We start from the raw sequence: 18,739 nt of genomic DNA, 5'->3' as shown, positions 1-18,739 counted from the left end.
CATCTGCTTATCGGTATAATGGTTAATAGCTAATGCGTTTTTTCAGGAGAATACGCCCCACATCTATACGGTTTGGTGCATTTCCCCTGTTCTCGATGCACATGAGGGAGGAATATCATGGGTGAGGAAAACGAAGCAAAGGCCACTGTCGCAGAGGTAGACGACACGAAAAAAGCCAAGAAGCCGAAGGCCGATCGTCTCGAGAAAAAACTCGTGCGCCCGGCGCACAAGTCCTACATGCAGAACCGCGAGCTTTCTTGGCTCGAGTTCAACAAGCGCGTGCTCGACCAGTCCATCGACCCGCACGTCCCCTTGCTCGAGCGCCTGAAATTCATCTCCATTTGGCGCAGCAACTTGCAGGAATTCTTCATGGTGCGCGTCGGCAGCCTTACCGACCTTGAGCTGGCGAAAGAAATCGTGTTCGACTCGAAGACCGGCATGACGCCGCGCGAACAGCTCGACGCCGTGTATGCGCGCGTGCGCGAACTCACGCCCATCGCCGCCGAAGATTTCCGCCAAACGCGCCACCTGCTCGATGATGCGGGCATCCACCAGCTCTACCCCGACGAACTCACGCCTGCCCAGCACAGCGAGCTCATGGATTACCTGGACTGCAACGTGCTGCCGCTCGTGTCGCCCCAGATCATCAACGCAACGCACCCGTTCCCCCACTTGGAAAACGGCGCGCTGTATATCGCTGTGCGCCTCGATGAGGAAGCCGAGGCCGAAGCGCTGCCCGAAGATGCCACCAAGGCCGAGCGCAAAGCCGCGCGCGCCAAAGCGGCCGAAAACGTGCTCATGGGCATCATCCCCATGCCGCGCAACTGCCCGCGCATGATCGAGCTCACGGGCGAAAACGGCAAATACTCGTTCATCCTGCTCGAGCACGCGCTCGAAATGGTCGCCGACAAAATCTTCGAGATGTACCCGGTGAAATACGCCAACGTGATTCAGGTCACGCGCAACGCCGATCTCGATACGGCCGAAGAATCCGACGAATACGACGAGGACTTCCGCAGCCATATGCAGCGCATCTTGAAAAAGCGCGGCCGCCTGGCCCCCGTTCGCCTCGAAAGCGAGCGCCCACTGTCGTACACCACCGATAAATTCCTGCGCGAAAAGCTCGGCCTGAAGAAGCAGCAGGCCTACACCGTTGGCATGCCGCTCGACATGGGTTACGCGTTCGCCCTTATGGGCAAGGCTCCCAAGGCGATCGCCGAGCCGCTCATGGACGAACCGGCAAGCCCACAGTGGCCCGCGTCGCTTTCGCGCAAAGAGCGCATCACCGACCAGGTGCTTCGCCACGACGTGCTGCTGTCTTACCCGTACGAAACCATGGACGCGTTCGTGAAGCTGCTGCAGGAAGCCGCCGTCGACCCCGACGTCGTGAGCATCAAAATCACGCTGTACCGCCTGGCGAGCCAGTCGCGCCTGGCCGAGGCACTTATCACCGCGGCCGAAAACGGCAAAGACGTGACCGCGTTGTTCGAGCTGCGCGCGCGTTTCGACGAAAGCAATAACATCGAGTGGTCGCAGCGCTTTGAGCAGGCCGGATGCAATATCATCTACGGCTTCCACGACTACAAGGTGCACTCGAAGATCTGCGCCATCACGCGCCGCAGCGAAGGCGGCCTGCAGTTCATCACGCAGCTCGGCACAGGCAATTACAACGAGAAAACCGCCAAGCTCTACACCGACCTTTCCATGATTACCGCCGACCCCGTGGTTGGCCAAGATGCCGCGCGCTTCTTCCGCAGCATGCAGCTGGAAAGCGCGTCGAGCGACTATAAGGAACTGCGTGTGGCGCCGCTCATGATCAAGCCGCGCATGTGCGAGGCCATCGATGGCGAAATCGCGAAGGCGAAGGCCGGCAAGCCCGCCCGCATCCTCATGAAGAGCAACGCGATTACCGACCGCGACATGATCGAGAAGCTCACCGAGGCAAGCCGCGCAGGCGTGAAGATCACCATGCTGGTGCGCGGCATTTCGTGCCTGGTTCCCGGCATTCCCGGCGAAACCGAGAACATTCGCATCGTGAGCGTGGTTGGCCGCCTGCTCGAACACTCGCGCATCTACGCGTTCGGCGTGGGCGACGAGACCACGGTATTCCTTTCGAGCGCCGACCTTATGACGCGCAACCTGGACAAACGTGTGGAAATCGCCTGGCCTGTAAACGACCCCGCGCTGCGCGCCCGCGTGCTCGACTACTTCACGACCATGCTCTCTGACACCGCGAAGCTGCGCGAGCTGCAAAGCGACGGCACGTTTACCGACTTGTGCGCCTTCGTTCCTGAGGGCCGCAACCCGTTCGACGCGCAAGACCACCTCATCAAAGAGGCTTACATCGCCGCCGAGCGCGCCCGCGCCACGGGCCTGGCCTCCCCCCAGTTCGTCGACGCGGCGGTAAGCGGCGCCCCCGCAACCGCGCCTACGCTTTCTTCCACCATGGCCGATATGGCAGAAGACGCCAAGGAAGATTTCGTGACCGCCGAAGAAATCGAGCAGGCGGAGGAGGCCGAAGGCGAAACCGCTGTCGAAGCCGAAGCCGAGGCCGCCGTCGAGGCGAAAAAGCCCGCCGAAGCCAAGGCGCCCGCCGCTTGCGCCACGCCTGCCGCCACGCAAGCGAAAAAGCCGCAGCCTGCCCCCGCGCCGAAGAAAAAGGGGTTCTTTGCCCGCCTTTTCGGCAGGTAAGCCGCTCGAAACGCACGCAACGATAGATTGACGCTGGGCCCTCGTTTTATTGCGAGGGCCCATTTTTTCACCCAGGTTTCAGCAGCTCATAGCGCCGTGCGGGCGTATAGTATTCCTCGTCTCTTTGACGAGGGGGGGATTATGGGAGATTCGCCAGAGAAACCGAAAACGGGAAGCGTGCAGGTGCTCGAGAGGGCATTCGACCTGCTCGAAACGCTCGCTCAATCGCGCGAGCCTATGGGTCTTTCGGCGCTCGCAACGCAAACCGCCATGAGCAAGTCGACCGTGCACCGCATTTTAGCCACCATGCTCGAACGCGATTACGTCACGAAAACGCTCAATGGCACCTACGCGATTGGGCCGAAGCTTTTCAGCATGCTGAGTTACCACATCAATTCGCTCGAACTGCAGGTCGAGGCCAAGCCGCACCTTGCCGCGCTTGAACGCGAGCTGAAGCTACCCGCATATTTAGGCGTGCTCGACGGGCCTTTCGTCTCTATCATTTCGAAAGAAGCCACCAACAGGGCCGACGAGCTGTTCACGCGCGTGGGCAAACGCTACCCCGCGCACTGCTCATCTATGGGAAAATGCCTGCTCGCATGCCTTTCCGCAGACGAACTGGAAGAAACGCTCTACGGATTCGCGTTCGAGGCGCACACGGCCAACACCATCACGAACAAGCAAGAGTTCTTGAAATACCTGCATGGGGTGCGTCGTCGCGGATGGGCCGTCGATTGCGAGGAGTCCGAGGCGAACCACCGCTGCCTCGCGGCGCCCATCTTCGATTTCTCGGGCGACGCCATTGCCGCCGTAGGTGTGAGCGGCTCGAACGCCGACATGCCTGAAAACGAATTCGAAACCATGGCGCATTCCGTCGTGAAAGCAGCCCGCAACATCTCGCTTTCCATGGGCTATGTGATGTAAGAGGTTGCGCCGTTCTTCCGAACGGCGCTAACCGCCGCCGTTGCGCGGCAATCTGGCGGCCGGTTTGGCCTTCAATCGTCGCTCGCGTACCGAAGTACGCGTCGCTCCTCTTTCAGGCCAATCCAACTCGCCAGCTTGCCGCTCGCTGACTTTGGGTGCGAAAGGTTCTCTATCAGAATAGGAAAACCCCGCCGACCGGGGAGGGTTGGTCGGCGGGGTTGCGATGAAACCTGTTAAGTGCTCGTAGCGTTTAGCAGGTTTTCTGCCCTATTTCGACGCGGCTGCGCTTGCACCTGCGATACGGCCCCAATTCAGAGCGCCCTGCAGGCACGTGCCCGAACCGGGGTAGTAAGGGCCAAGCCAGCCGGCGGTATTCACGCCGCCGCCATACAGGTGCGGAATCGGATTGCCGTCAACATCGAGGATTCGAGCATCGGTGTCGATGATCAGGCCACCGATAGAACCGATGTTGGTGTTCTGCGTCTTCCAGGCGTAATACGGCGCCGCATCGAGAGCGGTAAGCTGAACCTTGCGGCCATACGCAGCGTCCTCACCCGCAGCGCATGCGGCATTCCACGCATCAACGGTTGCCTTGAGATTCGTGTCCGACATGCCAAGCTTTTCGGCCAAGCCTTCGAGCGTGTCGGCCTGCACCATAGAGCCATCAGCAAGCGCGGCCTCGCGGGTTTTCGCGCCGTCGGTCGCGTTGTCGCTCCATGCGCACTTCGCATCGGCGGTGGTCATCTTCGAATCCATCAGCATATACGTGCAGCCTTCGATGCCGCCCTGAGCCATGGCCGCGTTGAACATCGCGCGGCAGTGGAACGCGTACGTGGTGTCTTCGCGCACGAAACGGTTGCCGCGCTGGTCGATGAGGATATACGGAATCTCGGGGTTCTGATTGTTCGTGTAGCTCCAGGTTTGCAGAATAAGGTCGACCGCGCCATGGAAGGCGGAATCGGCGCCATGGGCCATGCCGATGCGAATGCCGTCGCCCGTGTTGGTTTCGGCCGTTGCCACGAACTGGGTCTTCAAATCCCAGTATTGCTGCTGGTCATAGCGGAACGCCATCTCTTCGTTATGGTCGATAGACGCCATCGCGAGCACAACGCCCTTGTTGGCCTTGTAGTTCTTCTTGCCAGCGGCGACGCCAACCACAGTGCCCGTTTCATCTTGATAGATGTCGGTCACTTCGGTGTTCGTCTGAATTTCGCCGCCCTTTTCCTCAACGGCCTTCTGCGCATTCGTGGTCCACACCACGCCGCCGGTCTTAGTTTCGTCAGACGCATCGGTGATCAAGTGGATGCGGTCGCGCATGTACTCGTCTTTCATGTACGGCGTGGGATAGCAGCCGAACACGTTGCTGAACGTAATGTTGAAGCTATCGGCCATCCACTTCAGATTGTCGGGCGCGTTTTTCGCCATGCACTCGACGAGGTCTTCCTTCACGATGCCCTCGGCGTCGGTGAGCCAGAACTTCTTATGCAGCTCTGCCGAGTCGTCGGTCACGCCGGCGATTTCCTTTTGCCACTGCGTTCCGCTCGCCTGCACCGCGCCTTCGGCAAGCGCCGTGGTGCCGCCGCATGCTGCAGCCTTTTCGAGCACGAGTACCTTTTCGGCGCCGTTTTCAAGTGCGGAATACGCAGCCGTGAGGCCCGATCCGCCACCGCCGCACACGATTACGTCGTATTCGCCGTCCCACTTCTCGGGCAATCCGGAAGCGGCGGAACCCGAAGCCTCCTTGCTGCCGCCCGCGGGCGAGCAGCCAGCCAGACCAGCTGCCGCCAAGCCGGCGACGCCAGCCATACCGGCCAGGAAATTGCGGCGAGACATGCCTTGTTCGGTGATTGCACTCATGACGTCCTCCTCATCCCTCACCAGGCCCCTCCGCCTGGTTGACGCGCCGCGATCGCTCGGCCGTTTCCCTTAAACGACCTGCGGTTTCACATCGCAGCACATCTCTTGGATACGTGATGGTTGCAGTATGCGCCGCTCGAAACGCACCCGCAACATGCCCAGTTCACCGTGCGAACCAACCGTTCCGCGATGCGGAACAGGCGACCTGCTAAACGCTACGAGCATTTAACAGGTCTTGAAAAGCGAAAAGCCCCGCAGGTTGAGCCTGCGGGGCTTTCGACTAGCACATCAAGCGTTGCTGCAAGTCTTCTCGACCTACATCATGCCGCCCATGCCGGCGCCAGCGCCAGCGAGAGCGCTCAAATCGGGACCGTCCTTGGGGATCTCGTTGATGGAGCACTCAGTGATCAGAATGAGGCCAGCAACGGAAACCGCGGACTGCAGAGCGGTGCGGGTAACCTTCACAGGGTCGGAAACGCCCATGGCAATCATGTCGCCATACTCGCCATTAGCGCAGTTCAGGCCTTCGCCCTTCTTCATGCCCTTAACCTTCTCGACCACAACGGAGCCTTCGAAGCCAGCGTTCTGAGCGATGGTGCGCATAGGAGCCTCGAGGGCCTTGCGGATGATGGCAACGCCAACTTCCTCGTCGTGGTTCGCGCAATCAACGGCGTCGAGAGCGGGCAGAGCATGGAGCAGCGCTACGCCGCCGCCAGCGACGATGCCCTCTTCGACAGCCGCGCGGGTCGCCTGCAGGGCGTCCTCGATGCGGCTCTTCTTCTCTTTGAGCTCAGCCTCGGTGGCAGCGCCAACGCGCAGCACCGCAACGCCGCCAGCCAGCTTGGCCAGGCGCTCATGCAGCTTCTCGCGGTCGAAGTCGGAGTCGGTGTGCTCCATTTCGGCCTTGATCTGGTCGATGCGGTCCTGGATGGCAGCCTTGTCGCCGTCGCCATCGACGATGGTGGTGGCGTCCTTGGTGACCTTGACAGTCTTCGCATGGCCAAGCATGGTCACGTTCGCGTCGGCGAGCGTCATGCCGAAGTCGGGGGTGATAACCTGACCGCCGGTAACGATGGCGATGTCTTCCAGCATGCGCTTGCGGCGATCGCCGAAGCCGGGAGCCTTCACAGCAACGCAGGTGAAGGTGCCACGCAGCTTGTTCAGCAGGATGGTAGCCAGAGCCTCACCCTCGAAATCCTCGGAAATGATGAGCAGCGGGCGGCCAGACTTGGAAACTTCCTCGAGCACCGGCAGCAAGTCCTGGATGGAGGAAATCTTCTGGTCGGTGAGCAGGATGAACGGGTCTTTCAGAACGGCTTCCATGCGCTCCATGTCGGTAGCCATGTACGGGGAGATGTAGCCCTTGTCGAACTGCATGCCCTCGACCGTCTCGATGTCGATGCCGAAGGTCTGGGATTCCTCAACGGAAATGACGCCTTCCTTGCCGACAACCTCCATGGCCTCGGCGATCTTGGTGCCGATAACCTCGTCGCCCGCGGAAATGGTGCCGACATTGGCGATTTGCTCTTTGTCCTCGACCGGGATGGCGTCAGCCTTGATGGCCTCAACGATAGCCTCGGTGGCCTTCTCAATGCCGCGACGGACGGCCAGCGGGTTCGCGCCAGCGGTGACGTTGCGCAGACCCTCGGTCACGATAACGTCGGTGAGCAGGGTTGCGGTGGTGGTACCGTCGCCCGCGCCGTCATTGGTCTTGGTGGCGGCTTCCTTCACGAGCTGGGCGCCCATGTTCTCCACGGGGTCCTCGAGCTCGACTTCCTTGGCAACCGTCACGCCGTCGTTAGTGATGGTGGGAGCGCCATAGGTACGCTCAAGAGCGACGTAGCGACCCTTGGGGCCAAGGGTCACCTTAACGGCGTCAGCCAGCTTGGTGACGCCAGCAGCAAGGCCGCTGCGGGCCTCAGCCTGGAATTTAATGTCTTTAGCCATTGTGATTGCTCCTTCAATGGGTAGTTTCTTTTAGAAACTTAATTACCGAATTCGCTTTGGTTTCTAAGGTTTGCTTTACGCGGTGTAAACGCCATAGAGGTCGTCGGCGCGCATGATGAGCACGTCCTCGCCCTCGATGGTCACTTCGGTGCCGCCGAACTTGCCATACAGCACACGGTCGCCTTCCTTGACGGGAACCGGAATAAGGTTGCCGTCCTTATCGCGCTTGCCTTCGCCAACGGCCAGAACGATGCCGGTCTGAGGCTTTTCCTGAGCGCTCGAAGCGATGTAGAGGCCCGACGCGGTCTTGGTTTCAGCTTCGTCGCGCTTAACGATAACGCGATCACCCAAAGGCTTGAGATTCATGGAATGTCCTTTCTCCACTGCCTGTTGTAACCAAAGATTGGGAAGAGTGCTAGCACTCCATATGCCTGAGTGCTAACAAGTTGGTACTCTAACACCCTCATAAAATGATGCAAGCACCTTTTGAGAAAATCTCAGTGCTGTTTACTAAATGTCATAGAGAAATTCGATGCAATTTGAGAAAACCGAGCGCAACGCCTAACGCACATACGCCAGCAACGCCTCGCAGCCGCGAACCACGTCTTCGTACGTCGTTTCGAAATCGCCCGTGAACCACGGGTCGGCCACGCTGTTCGCCGAATCGGCGTCCCCACCGTCGGAATACTCGAGCAGCTTGCGCACTTTGCCCTGCGGGTCGCCTTTCAGAATACGGCGCATGTCGCGAATGTTCTCGTCATCCATGCCAATGAACAGGTCGTACTCGCCATAATCGGCCGCGCGCAGCTTCACGGCGGCTCGGCGCGGGTGAGCAATGCCGTGAGCGTCGAGCACCCGCTGCGTACCCGGATGCGTATCATTGCCGATTTCGTCGTTGGTTGTCGCGCAAGATGCAATGGCGATGCGGTCGCCCAAACCCGCGCGCGCAACCATGTCGCGCATCACGAACTCAGTCATAGTCGACCTGCAAATATTGCCGTGGCATACGAGCAGGATACGGTGCATGGGAGACTCGCTTCCGAACGACTGCGTTCCTTCTTTTCGGTCATGCTGCCGCCCATTGTACCGCGCCGCGCACCCCAATCAGCCTGGCAATCCAGCTTGCAGGCAACCCGTCAGCCGAAGCCCCGTTCGGAAGTGAACGATTCGGCGGCATAGTTTATCCATGTTCGACCGCATTTGACCCCATTTGCCCCCACAGACGGCAGCGCTCCCTAGGGGTTGCAGCGCTTGCAGGGGGCCATGCCGGCGGCGACCGCCTCGTCGCGCGAGCCGAAGTAGACGCGGTTGTGCTCGGCGGGCAAGGTGAAGCAGCTGGGACGATGGAACTTCTTGGAATTGGCGTTGCCGATATAGCTGCCCTCGTCGGAGGAAGACGCGGAATCCGAAGAGGCGGATTCGGCACTTGAACTGGCACCCGATACGCCCGAACCGCCGCCAGGGCCTGCTGCCAACGTGTCGGCATCGGCGTTGCGCGCGGGGGTCATAGTCACGGTCTCGCCGTCGCTTTCCACCACGATGTCGCCCTGCATGTCGGTGCGGAACACCTTAGCGCCGCAATCGCGCAGGCGGGAGAGGGCCGCATCGGTGGGATGCCCGTAGGAGTTGTCGGCGCTGCAGCTGATGACCGCGTTTCTCGGCAGGGCCGAACGCAGAAACGCGTAGCAACTGGAACCGGCGCTGCCATGATGGGCCACCTTCAGCACGTCGCAGCCGTCCAACCCAGCCGGCCTCCTTATTATCACCTAATAACATTTGCGGGTAACGGCGGAAAGCGCTGCGACGTTTCCCCTGCTCAGGGAGATTCCCGCCCTCAATTCCTTATTGCCTTCTTATTGCCTTTCAATTATCACGGCAAGCTGGCATCGCTCGTTCAGCTTGCCCAAAACCCCTCGCCAGCGAACCGGCAAAACGAAGCGAGCCCTGGAGTACCCTTCCCCCACGGCTCGCTTCGTCCAAACATCCTGAAGTCAAAAAGCTGTCGATGCCCTACCCTTCGATGTAGGAAATCATCTCGGTCGCCGCCATCACGCCCGATGCGATGGACAGGCCGCAGGCAGCCCCCTTGATGTCGTAATAGGGCCGGCAGAAGGCGCTTCCCATGTTCACGCCGCCGATGTACAAGCCCTCGATCGGCTCGTTATCGCCGGTCAGCGCAATCAAATGGTCGTTGGTGCGAACGCCTCCCAGCGTGGTCCAATAAGCCGCGTTGTACTCGAACAGGTAGTAGCCCTTGCCCTCCTTGATGGGCGTCAGGAACATGGGATCCTTGCCGAACTGGGTATCCTTTCCCGCCTGGCAGAGCGCATTGTAGGCCGCCACGGTCTCCTCCAGATGATCGAGTCCGAACACCTCGGCGACCTCCGCAATGGTATCGCCCTTCGCCGCCCAGCCTTCCGACACCGCTGCTTCGAATTGGCCCGGGGCCGCTGACAGCACAGGATAGAACATCTCGCGTCCGAAGTCCCAATCGGGCTCCCCTAGATAGCTGTACACCCCTTCCTCGGTGCACGCATCGTAGTACTCCCCATCAACCAGCACGTAGTACTTCCCCTGGGCAAGCCCGGCCTGACCGCTGTAGACCAGCGGGTCAACCGCCAGAAGTTCCTCGTTCATGAAACGCTCGCCGGTTTTGTCGAGCACGAGGCCCCCGTAGATGGCGAAGGCCAGGTTCTCGTTGTTGAGGTTCCAGTTCTCGTCGTACATGGCATTGCCGTGCTTGACGTTCGACCCGCAGATCTCGTTGCCCACCAAACCGGCGAACTCCTCGGAGACGGCGCCGACCTCGTGGGCCATGCGAATGCCGTCGCCTGTGTTGTTAGGGGTTCCCATGTTGCAAACGGGAATGCCTTTGAACAGGTCCTTCACCATCTCCTCGCTGCCGCCGAAACCGCCGGTTGCAAGGAATACGGCCGGCGTGCTTATCTCGTGCAGCACCTTGCCGCCCTCGATGGCGCGAATACCCGCCACCTTGCCGCCTTCCATGATGACCTCGGTGGCCTCGCAGTTGTAGATGAAGCTTCCGCCCAGATCCTCGATGGCTGCGACAACGGGGGCGATACGCTCCTCGCCCTCCTGGGTGAAGTTGTGCAGCGGCGCCCACTTGATGTCGTTAGCGTACTTCGGGTCACCGGTGTAATCGACGTAGGTGTAGAACGTCAGGCCCATATCGAGCAGGTCCTGCACCGCTTCGGAACTGTAGTCCAGCAAGTTGCTGATCAGCTTCGTGTTGACCGAGCCCTTCGCCCAGGTAGTCAGCTGGTTGTATACGTTGAGCTTCGTCGCCAGCGTTATACCGGACGCTGCTTGGACGGTCGTGTCGCACGCCGCCGGCCCCGAGAGCTTCGCGAAGTTCGACGAGGCACAGGAGGCGCCCTTCTCGATCACGAGCGGCTTCTTCCCCTCCTTGGCCAACTTGTAGGCCGCCATCAGCCCTGCCGCTCCGCCACCCGCAACAACGGCATAGGCCTCGGACTGCTGGACCTCCAAGCCGGAATAGTCGTGGCCCGATGCCCCTTCGGCCGAGGCCTCGACGCTCTTCGATTCGGAAGGAACGGGGCCGCAGCCTGCAAGAAATCCTGCGGCTGTCGCGCCCATCATTCCCGCGCCCGCAAGCTTGAGCAGGTTGCGCCGCGAAAGGTTCTCCATTTCCATAGTGCCCTCCTTGCCCGCCGGCATTCGCCATGCCGGCGTCTCGCTGTGAAAGTGGGGTCACTATAGGATGGACGTCGGGGAAAAACAGCCTCCGTTTCGATGGAAAAGCGAACAGACCGAACTGTCGTCCATTCATACGAATAGGTGGAAACAAAGCGCCTACCTGGTACGCTGGACAGAGCAAGAAGCCGGCGAACCCTCCTTGTCCGCTCAACTATCTCACTCTTGGCCGGCTCGGGCGTCCTCCACCAAGTTCAGCAGCTCCTGCCGCGTATGCACTCCCAGCTTGGAATAGATGCGCGCGATATGGCTTTTGGCGGTGCTGGTTTCCACGTACAACGTTTCCGCTATGAACGGTGCACTGCGACCAGCCGCAAGAAGGTCGAACACCTCCTCCTCCCGCCGGGACAGTCCTGCATCCCGGGCAAGATGGCGCAGGGCCTCCTGACGGCTTTGGATCGATACGCAGCTTTCCACATCGGGTCGCGACTCGAGCTGCGCGTGGGTACCAGATTCCTCCGCTTTCCCAGAACTCGATAGTCCGGGCTCGACAGTCGCCGGGGTTCCCCAGAACAGCAAGTTGAGCTCGTTAGCGTTCAGAAGCCAAAGCCCTACGGCGACCACGACCAACACCATAATCTTGCAGAACAGCGGGGAGGACAACGCCGCGATAGCTTCAGGAGCCGCGAAGGAAAACGCCGTCGTCACCAAAGATACGCCAGTGAGCAGGAAGAGCGCTCCCCCGATAATGCGCAAGGGAGGCGTTGTGGCATAGGTGCATATCTCCAGGGCGGCAGCGATGACGCCAACCCAGATAAGCGTTCCCGCCACCCCGCATGCCCCCAAAACCAGCCAGTCGGCCTGAGGGGGCGCCACCTGGAGCACGTAAGCAGCAACGACGGCGAGCGCGATGCAGCGGACAAGGTTCGCATGCGAGGGGTCGTCGCGCCACAGCATACACGCCCAGAGCACGACCCCGCACAGAAGGCAGCAGACCGCAACGGTACCGGAAAAGGGATTTCCCTCCGGCGTGGTCGCGTAGGATACGAGGTGCCCTGCAAAGGCAACGATCACTACGCCGACGACGGTCTGCGGCCTGAAGGAAAGCTCGCGCTTGGCGACAGCTCGAGACGCAGGCCCCTCGCCTGCGGGCAACGTCAGGAAAAGAGCCGCCGCCACAGCGTTCAGCGCCGCTCCTGCGTAGAGGGCCGCCGCAGTCGTGAACGGGACAAAATAGCTGATCGCAATGCCCGTAAGCGTGGCGAAGACCACGATAACCCTCAAGGAAAGACTGGAGGGGGAGAGCATGGTCTCGAACCAAAGCACAATGATCGCCAGCGAACAGAACGCCAGAAGAAGGTAGCCCGCCAACGCCGCAACGTCAAGAAAGGGCGTCCCCGCAAAGGCCGAAGCAAGAAACGCGCCGCAGAACATACCGCCAACGGCCACGGGAACCGCCCAGCGATGGTCGGACAATCGACCAACCCGCGGCGCGACCAGGAAGGCAACGAGGCTGGCCAGGGCAAGGGCGGGGGAGAAGGGCCATACCTGCACGGCCGAATCGCCCGCATACATGGTTCCGTACATGCCGAACAGGGAAAGCCCCGTGGAACAGAGGGTTACCGCAAGAAACGAACATGCTTCGGTACGGGTTACCATAGAGGGCCAGGCCTTTCTCGGCGGATAAGATACATTCATTCTACAGCAGAGTGCACCGAATCAGCCTGGTCAGTTTTCCGTCCCTCTTGCCCATTACTTGGCCGTGGCGTTCTTGGTCGGAGGCCCGGCAGGTCCCTATCAGTCGTCAGAGGCAGCGACGCTCGCGTCGGCAACACCCCCCGGGCCCTCGAGGGGCAGGGGCAGAAGGCCGTCCGCGGGCGCCCGATCGGCAGTCCCTCGGGACATATGTCAATCGTAATCCCGCAAAGGGCGACTGCGCTCTTTGCGATGGGATTAACTACTTCTCAACTGTAATGGGCGCCGAGATCAACTCGCCCGCGCCCGCCTACGAGGGCGCCGCCGCGGAGCACGCGGCTGGGACCATCGCGCTCGTCGTGGCCGACAGCCCGATTCCCGGCGGGAAGGCGGCGTGACATGGGCTAGAATAACGGCGTTCTAGGCGATTCTCGGTTCCTCGGGCAGCCTACGGCTGCCCGAGGAACCGAGCTCTACACCAACATTCGCGACACTACCATCCATATCCCTTTCATTTTGAATTCTATATATCATGGATGTTATATAGAATTCAAAAAACGGGTGCAGACCTTTGCAGAAGCCTGCACCCAACATAGCGACGCAACGCCTAGCGCACATATGCCAGCAACGCCTCGCAGCCGCGAACCACGTCTTCGTACGTCGTTTCGAAATCGCCCGTGAACCACGGGTCGGCCACGCTGTTCGCCGAATCGGCGTCCCCACCGTCGGAATACTCGAGCAGCTTGCGCACTTTGCCCTGCGGGTCGCCTTTCAGAATACGGCGCATGTCGCGAATGTTCTCGTCATCCATGCCAATGAACAGGTCGTACTCGCCATAATCGGCCGCGCGCAGCTTCACGGCGGCTCGGCGCGGGTGAGCAATGCCGTGAGCGTCGAGCACCCGCTGCGTACCCGGATGCGTATCATTGCCGATTTCGTCGTTGGTCGTCGCGCAAGACGCAATGGCGATGCGGTCGCCCAAACCCGCGCGCGCAACCATGTCGCGCATCACGAACTCAGCCATGGTCGATCGGCAAATATTGCCGTGACACACAAACATAATGCGATGGATGAATTGACGTTGCGACATGCGATTCCTTTTCTTCGATAAGCTCAATGCAAGCGAATATGCTATTGCACGCGTGCGGAAATGGCAATGCCGCCGAAAACCCAAAACAGAACCTGGCGCGACTAGGCGCCCTACCGAACAACCACGCCCACAGGACGGCGCCTCGCATGAGCACCCGCCCACGAGGCAAAGCCCGACGGAACGCACACCCACAAATCCGCCCGCGCTCGCACAATATAACCTGGCGCAAGCGCGCATGCACAAAACCGCGCGCAACCTCATTGTCATTAAGGGCAATGCCATGGCCATCGCGAACGCCCCGAGGCTCGAGGGCTGCCGCGCGAGCGAACGCGTCGCAAAACAAAGAAGGCTCCCCGCCTTATAAGCGAGGAGCCTCCGGTTACCTTTATGAAGAAAACTGCTAGTCGATGCGCGCGTAGTCGCCGCTGCCCTCAAAGCCCCAATCGAGCTTATCGGCCTTGCCGTTCGAATCGCAATGGATGGCATAATTCCACGCTGGCTCTTCATCGTCCCAATACAAGCCAACCTGGTCGACAGCAGTAATGGCCCAGGTACCCGCCTCAGCCTGCTTGCCATCGAGGCTCTCGACAAGCGTTCCATCTTCCCTCAACTCGATTTCGATGGACTCGTTTGTGAGCGACTTCCATTTCGTATTGACGACCTTCGCCATCACGGCATTGTAGTCACCACGCGAATACCAGGTATTGCTCACAGAGTCATAGCAGGTCATGGGGTCAACGAAAACGATATCGTAGCCGCGCTCGCATTCTTCAGAGGGCACCAGATGCTTATCTTTTATCGTGGCATCGCAGTCGGGATCGATAGGCTTGCCGCTCTCGTCGAAGAACACAGGCAAAACGACCGTCCACGCCTCAAGATAGAAGCCGGGGCGCGACGTGTCGCCATCGATATACCATATGTCGGCAGAGTATCCGAAGCCATTGTCGGCGAGGTAGCTCCCCGAGTCGATGCGGGAAGGGTCGACGTTCGCCTCGGGCGCGCGCTCCTTCGATTCGACGGCTCCAGATCCGCCGCCGCAACCCGCAATCATGCATGAACACGCCAAGGCAAACGCAACGACTACCGACGTAAGGCATACGCGCCACCATTGCTTTTTCGAAGCTTTCATTCGACGCTCCTTCCCTTTCGATGAATTTAAGGAAAGCGTACGAGAGGAAAGCGACGCCAGCCAGAACAGAGCGGCCCAAATCGGCATCAAGAAAAAGACCACGCGTCCAAAATGACAGCGCGGTCTATGGTTTCATTACGATACTAATCTTAGTACCTTTTTGTTTGTTAATCTCTTTTAAAGAGCAAAGCAATATCAAAAAGAAAGTACTACAATTTCTATTAGAGCCTTATTCGATATCTAAAAGGAAGCATTATCGGTATCTTTTTAATACCAGCATCTCTTTACTTACAAAGCTCCCAAAAAGTAACCGCACTTGCTGCCGCCACGTTCAGGCTATCGACCCCGGGGCGCATGGGAATGCGCACCGTGTAATCGCAGCCCGCGATAGTGCGGTTCGACAGCCCGTCGCCTTCGGTGCCGAACACGAGCGCGAGCTTGTCGATTTGCGCCAACTCAGGCGCACCAAGCGGAAGGGAATCGTCGGACAAGGCCATGGCCGCCGTCTTATACCCAAGCGCGCCCAAGCGCTCAAGCCCCGCCGCGGGCCAATCGCGCACGCTTTCGCCAATGCGCGTCCACGGCACCTGAAACACGCAGCCCATCGACACGCGCACCGCGCGCCTATACAAAGGATCGCAGCACGTAGGCGTTACGAGCACTGCATCGATTCCCATGGCCGCCGCCGAGCGGAAAATGGCGCCGACGTTCGTATGGTCGACGATGCCTTCGAGCACCGCGATACGCCTGCGGCTCGCATCGTGCATGTTGCCCACCTCGCCTGGATCAAGCTCGCCCGCCGCAACCGCCGCCGCGCGTGCGGCCTTTTCGGCGTCAACTCGAGCAAGCAGGTCTTCCACACTCGGCAGCTGGGGACGACGGCACGCCAGGAGAATGCCACGCGTCACCGCAAAGCCCGTAAGGCGCTCCGCCTCCTTCGAGGGAACCACGAACACGGGCATCCCACCAGGCTCTTCGCACGCCGCCTCGGCACGCGCCACGATTTCGCGCGTACGATCGACCCATTCAGGCGTCATGAGCATTGAAAGTGGCTGCACCCCACCGAGCAATGCGCGATCAATAACCTTCTCGCTTTCAACAATGAAAATTCCTTTTTCGGGTTCGAGCTTGTTGCGAAGCTGAGCCTCGGTCAGGCGCGCGAACACATCGAGACGCGCGTCGTCAAGCGATTCGAGTTCGATATAGGGCATGGGTACTCCTCAAACGAAAAGAGCCGATCATCAGACCGGCTCATTGTGACATTGAACTGCCCTGGCGGCAACGCAGCGAAATGCTCGCACCAAAGCCAGTGAGCAGCAAGCTGGAAAATCTGATTGCCCCGAAAGAGAAACAACGCACGCTTCAGAACGCAAGCGACGATTGGAAGCCAAGGCAAAACCAGATTGCTACGCAGCGTCAACGGCTTACGCCGGTTGATCGTCCGGCGTAGCCTCAGTCACCCAGAATTCGACCTGGTTGATTCGGCGCGCATCCATCGAACGTACCACAAAACGTACCTTGGTGCCGTCTTCCTCATAGTTCGCTTCATCGCCCACATCGGGAATGCGATCGAGCACGTCGAGCAGCAGGCCGCCGAGCGTTTCGTATTCGGTGAAATTCTCGTCTTTGAAGCCCATGCGCTCAGCGAAATCGTCAATAGGGCATGCGCCAGTGGTGATGAAGTGGTTCGGCGCAACCTCGGTAAGCACATCGCTCAAGCCGTGGGCGTATTCGTCATCGAAATCGCCCACGATTTCCTCGAAGATATCGCCCATCGTCACCAAGCCCGACGTTCCGCCGTGCTCGTCGACGACCAGAGCCATCTTCGTTTTCTCGCGCTTGAGCACCTTGAGCAGCTTCACCACGGGCATGCCCTCAGGCACCGCCACGATGCGGCGCACGCGCACGTCGTCCATGGTGCTTTCGGGCGACAAGTTGTACAAGTCTTTCACGCTCACGAAGCCCACGATATCGTCTTTGTCGCGACGATACACGGGGAAACGCGTGAACTTCGCCTCGGTGACGATGCGCATGTTTTCTTCCAACGTGTCGTTCATGCACAGGCACACCATGTCGGGGCGCGGAGTCATGAGCGATTCGGCATCTTTGTCAGCGATGTCGAAAATATTGTCCACGAACTCGTTCTGCTCGGGCGCGATAAGGCCGCTTTCGGTGGACTCGTCGATGAGCAGCTTGATTTCGTCGTCGGTGTACACCTCGTGTTCATTGGCGGGGTCGTGGCCCGCAATGCGCACCACCGCATTAGTGATGCCATTGAACAGCACCATAATGGGATAGGTGATCTTATAGAACGCCATAAGCGGACGCGCGGTGAACAGCGCGTAACGCTCGGTGGCGAAAATCGCGAACGACTTAGGAATGAGCTCGCCCGTCACCACATGCAGCGTGGTCATGATGAAGTAGCCAATGGCCACCGCCACCACGGAAATCACAGCTTCGGGCAGGCCGAACAACACGAACAGCGGTCGAATGAGAGCCGAAAACGCCGGCTCGCCCAACCAACCCAAGGCAAGCGATGCAAGCGTAATGCCCAGCTGGCAGGCCGACAGATACTTGTTCACGTTCAGGGCAATTTCCATGGCCGCCTTGGCGCCCGGCTTGCCCTCCTCTACGGCGAGCTCGAGCTGCGACTTGCGCACACGCACGAGCGCGAATTCGGCGATGACGAAGAATGCGTTCATGGCCAGGAAAAATACGACGAGGATAAGGCTTATGCCAATAGACATGAGCGGAAATTCACCCTTTCAAAAAGGCCGTCTCGCAGACGGCCCACCTTCGCAGATATGCGATTCTTACTATTGCAATTCGTTACTATAACGAAAATGCGACCGACTCATGCCACACGGGGCGAGACTTTGCCCAACCGTTACAAAAACAGCAGCAGCACGAGAAATGCCGCAACAAAGAAATGAAGCGAAAAAGAAAAACAGAGGAATTCGCCTTGAGAGGGGCCCGAAAATGCTCAATCCTCTGGCAGCAAGCGCCCAGAAGACGGAGCGCCATCGTACATTGCGGCCCCCGTACGTGCCCTAATGACGATGCATGAGCTTATCGCTGCCCGTTTTCCAATTGAACCGCACGCTCAGGCAGCGCAGCATGACCACACAAACCACGCACAGAACCGCCGCGAGCGTATCCTGCGCGCCATATGCCACAAGCGCCACGTACAAAAAAGAACCAGCCAGCGCAGCTACCGCATAAAAGTTGCTGGCTTTAAAAATACCCGGCACCTCGCCCAGCGCCACATCGCGCAACGCGCCGCCGCCAACTGCCGTGAGCACGCCCAACGCTATGGACATCACAAAGCCGGCGCCGCAAGAGAAGGCCTTGCTCGCACCCGCCACGGCAAACAAGCCGACCGAAAGCGCATCGGCCACGAACACGCCGTAATCGATGCGGTCGAAAATCTGCCGAAAGAAGAACACCACCACGCACAAAGCAATGGCAGCAAGCAGCAAATACGGATGCGCCATGAAGTACACGCCATGGCTTTGCAGCAAAAAGTCGCGGAACATGCCACCGCCATAGCCCGTGACCAGCCCCAGCACCGTAACGCCTATGATATCGAGCTTCCGATCGCACGCAACAAGCGCGCCCGTAAGCACGCCGGCGATAACCGACAAATAGTCGATGAATGCCGGAACCACGCCGCCGCTCGTCGAGATAAGCGTAAGTATATGTTGGGTGATGAAATCCACGATAGCCCCCTC

General features: G+C 59.6%; 14 protein-coding genes. 2 read left to right on the top strand and 12 right to left on the bottom strand.

The genetic code is table 11. The features are described 5' to 3' along the window. Window positions 1-117 precede the first annotated feature (117 nt). Entirely contained in the window at window positions 118-2,691 is a 2,574-nt protein-coding gene (gene ppk1 / locus Q0D41_RS06505; RefSeq protein ID WP_294376928.1) for a polyphosphate kinase 1, read from the top strand. Between the two features lie 141 nt (window positions 2,692-2,832). Then, window positions 2,833-3,615 (top strand): IclR family transcriptional regulator, encoded by a 783-nt coding sequence (locus Q0D41_RS06500; RefSeq protein ID WP_294376925.1) that lies wholly within the window; start codon window positions 2,833-2,835, stop codon window positions 3,613-3,615. Window positions 3,616-3,882: 267 nt separating this feature from the next. Here the strand turns inward: Q0D41_RS06500 and Q0D41_RS06495 are convergent, their stop codons facing one another. The 12 genes from Q0D41_RS06495 to Q0D41_RS06440 all read right to left on the bottom strand — a co-directional run bounded on the left by Q0D41_RS06495 (window position 3,883) and on the right by Q0D41_RS06440 (window position 18,727). Then, the gene (locus Q0D41_RS06495; protein ID WP_294376921.1) at window positions 3,883-5,472 is read right to left on the bottom strand and encodes an FAD-dependent oxidoreductase; all 1,590 of its coding nucleotides are present in this window, start codon (window positions 5,470-5,472) and stop codon (window positions 3,883-3,885) included. 315 nt (window positions 5,473-5,787) lie between these two features. After that, window positions 5,788-7,419 carry a chaperonin GroEL gene (groL, locus tag Q0D41_RS06490; protein WP_294376918.1) on the bottom strand — a complete coding sequence of 544 codons (1,632 nt, stop codon included), beginning with the start codon at window positions 7,417-7,419 and terminating at the stop codon, window positions 5,788-5,790. A 75-nt stretch (window positions 7,420-7,494) separates the two neighbouring features. Then, complete coding sequence (gene groES, locus Q0D41_RS06485; RefSeq protein ID WP_114615222.1) at window positions 7,495-7,785, bottom strand: co-chaperone GroES; 291 nt, start codon at window positions 7,783-7,785, stop codon at window positions 7,495-7,497. A gap of 195 nt (window positions 7,786-7,980) precedes the next feature. Further along, window positions 7,981-8,445, bottom strand: a complete 465-nt coding sequence (locus tag Q0D41_RS06480; protein ID WP_294376913.1) for a low molecular weight protein-tyrosine-phosphatase — start codon at window positions 8,443-8,445, stop codon at window positions 7,981-7,983. 209 nt (window positions 8,446-8,654) lie between these two features. Further along, window positions 8,655-9,146: an Ada metal-binding domain-containing protein gene (locus tag Q0D41_RS06475; protein ID WP_147269218.1), complete on the bottom strand. Its 492-nt coding sequence runs from the start codon at window positions 9,144-9,146 to the stop codon at window positions 8,655-8,657. Window positions 9,147-9,429: 283 nt separating this feature from the next. Beyond that, the gene (locus Q0D41_RS06470) at window positions 9,430-11,094 is read right to left on the bottom strand and encodes an FAD-binding protein (RefSeq protein WP_294376905.1); all 1,665 of its coding nucleotides are present in this window, start codon (window positions 11,092-11,094) and stop codon (window positions 9,430-9,432) included. 219 nt (window positions 11,095-11,313) lie between these two features. Continuing rightward, window positions 11,314-12,753 carry a response regulator transcription factor gene (locus Q0D41_RS06465; protein ID WP_294376904.1) on the bottom strand — a complete coding sequence of 480 codons (1,440 nt, stop codon included), beginning with the start codon at window positions 12,751-12,753 and terminating at the stop codon, window positions 11,314-11,316. A 643-nt stretch (window positions 12,754-13,396) separates the two neighbouring features. Next, window positions 13,397-13,879, bottom strand: coding sequence for a low molecular weight protein-tyrosine-phosphatase (locus Q0D41_RS06460; RefSeq protein ID WP_114615234.1), 483 nt, complete (start codon window positions 13,877-13,879; stop codon window positions 13,397-13,399). Between the two features lie 400 nt (window positions 13,880-14,279). Then, window positions 14,280-15,008: a hypothetical protein gene (locus Q0D41_RS06455; protein ID WP_294376899.1), complete on the bottom strand. Its 729-nt coding sequence runs from the start codon at window positions 15,006-15,008 to the stop codon at window positions 14,280-14,282. A 284-nt stretch (window positions 15,009-15,292) separates the two neighbouring features. Then, window positions 15,293-16,219, bottom strand: a complete 927-nt coding sequence (locus tag Q0D41_RS06450) for an RNA methyltransferase (protein ID WP_294376897.1) — start codon at window positions 16,217-16,219, stop codon at window positions 15,293-15,295. Window positions 16,220-16,432: 213 nt separating this feature from the next. Beyond that, window positions 16,433-17,755, bottom strand: coding sequence for a hemolysin family protein (locus tag Q0D41_RS06445; RefSeq protein ID WP_123219779.1), 1,323 nt, complete (start codon window positions 17,753-17,755; stop codon window positions 16,433-16,435). A gap of 303 nt (window positions 17,756-18,058) precedes the next feature. Further along, entirely contained in the window at window positions 18,059-18,727 is a 669-nt protein-coding gene (locus Q0D41_RS06440; RefSeq protein ID WP_294376892.1) for a trimeric intracellular cation channel family protein, read from the bottom strand. Between the last annotated feature and the right edge of the window lie 12 nt (window positions 18,728-18,739).

The organism is uncultured Slackia sp. (assembly GCF_934630525.1).
Taxonomy (GTDB): Bacteria; Actinomycetota; Coriobacteriia; order Coriobacteriales; family Eggerthellaceae; genus Slackia.
This window is presented reverse-complemented; position numbering and strand designations above follow the sequence as displayed.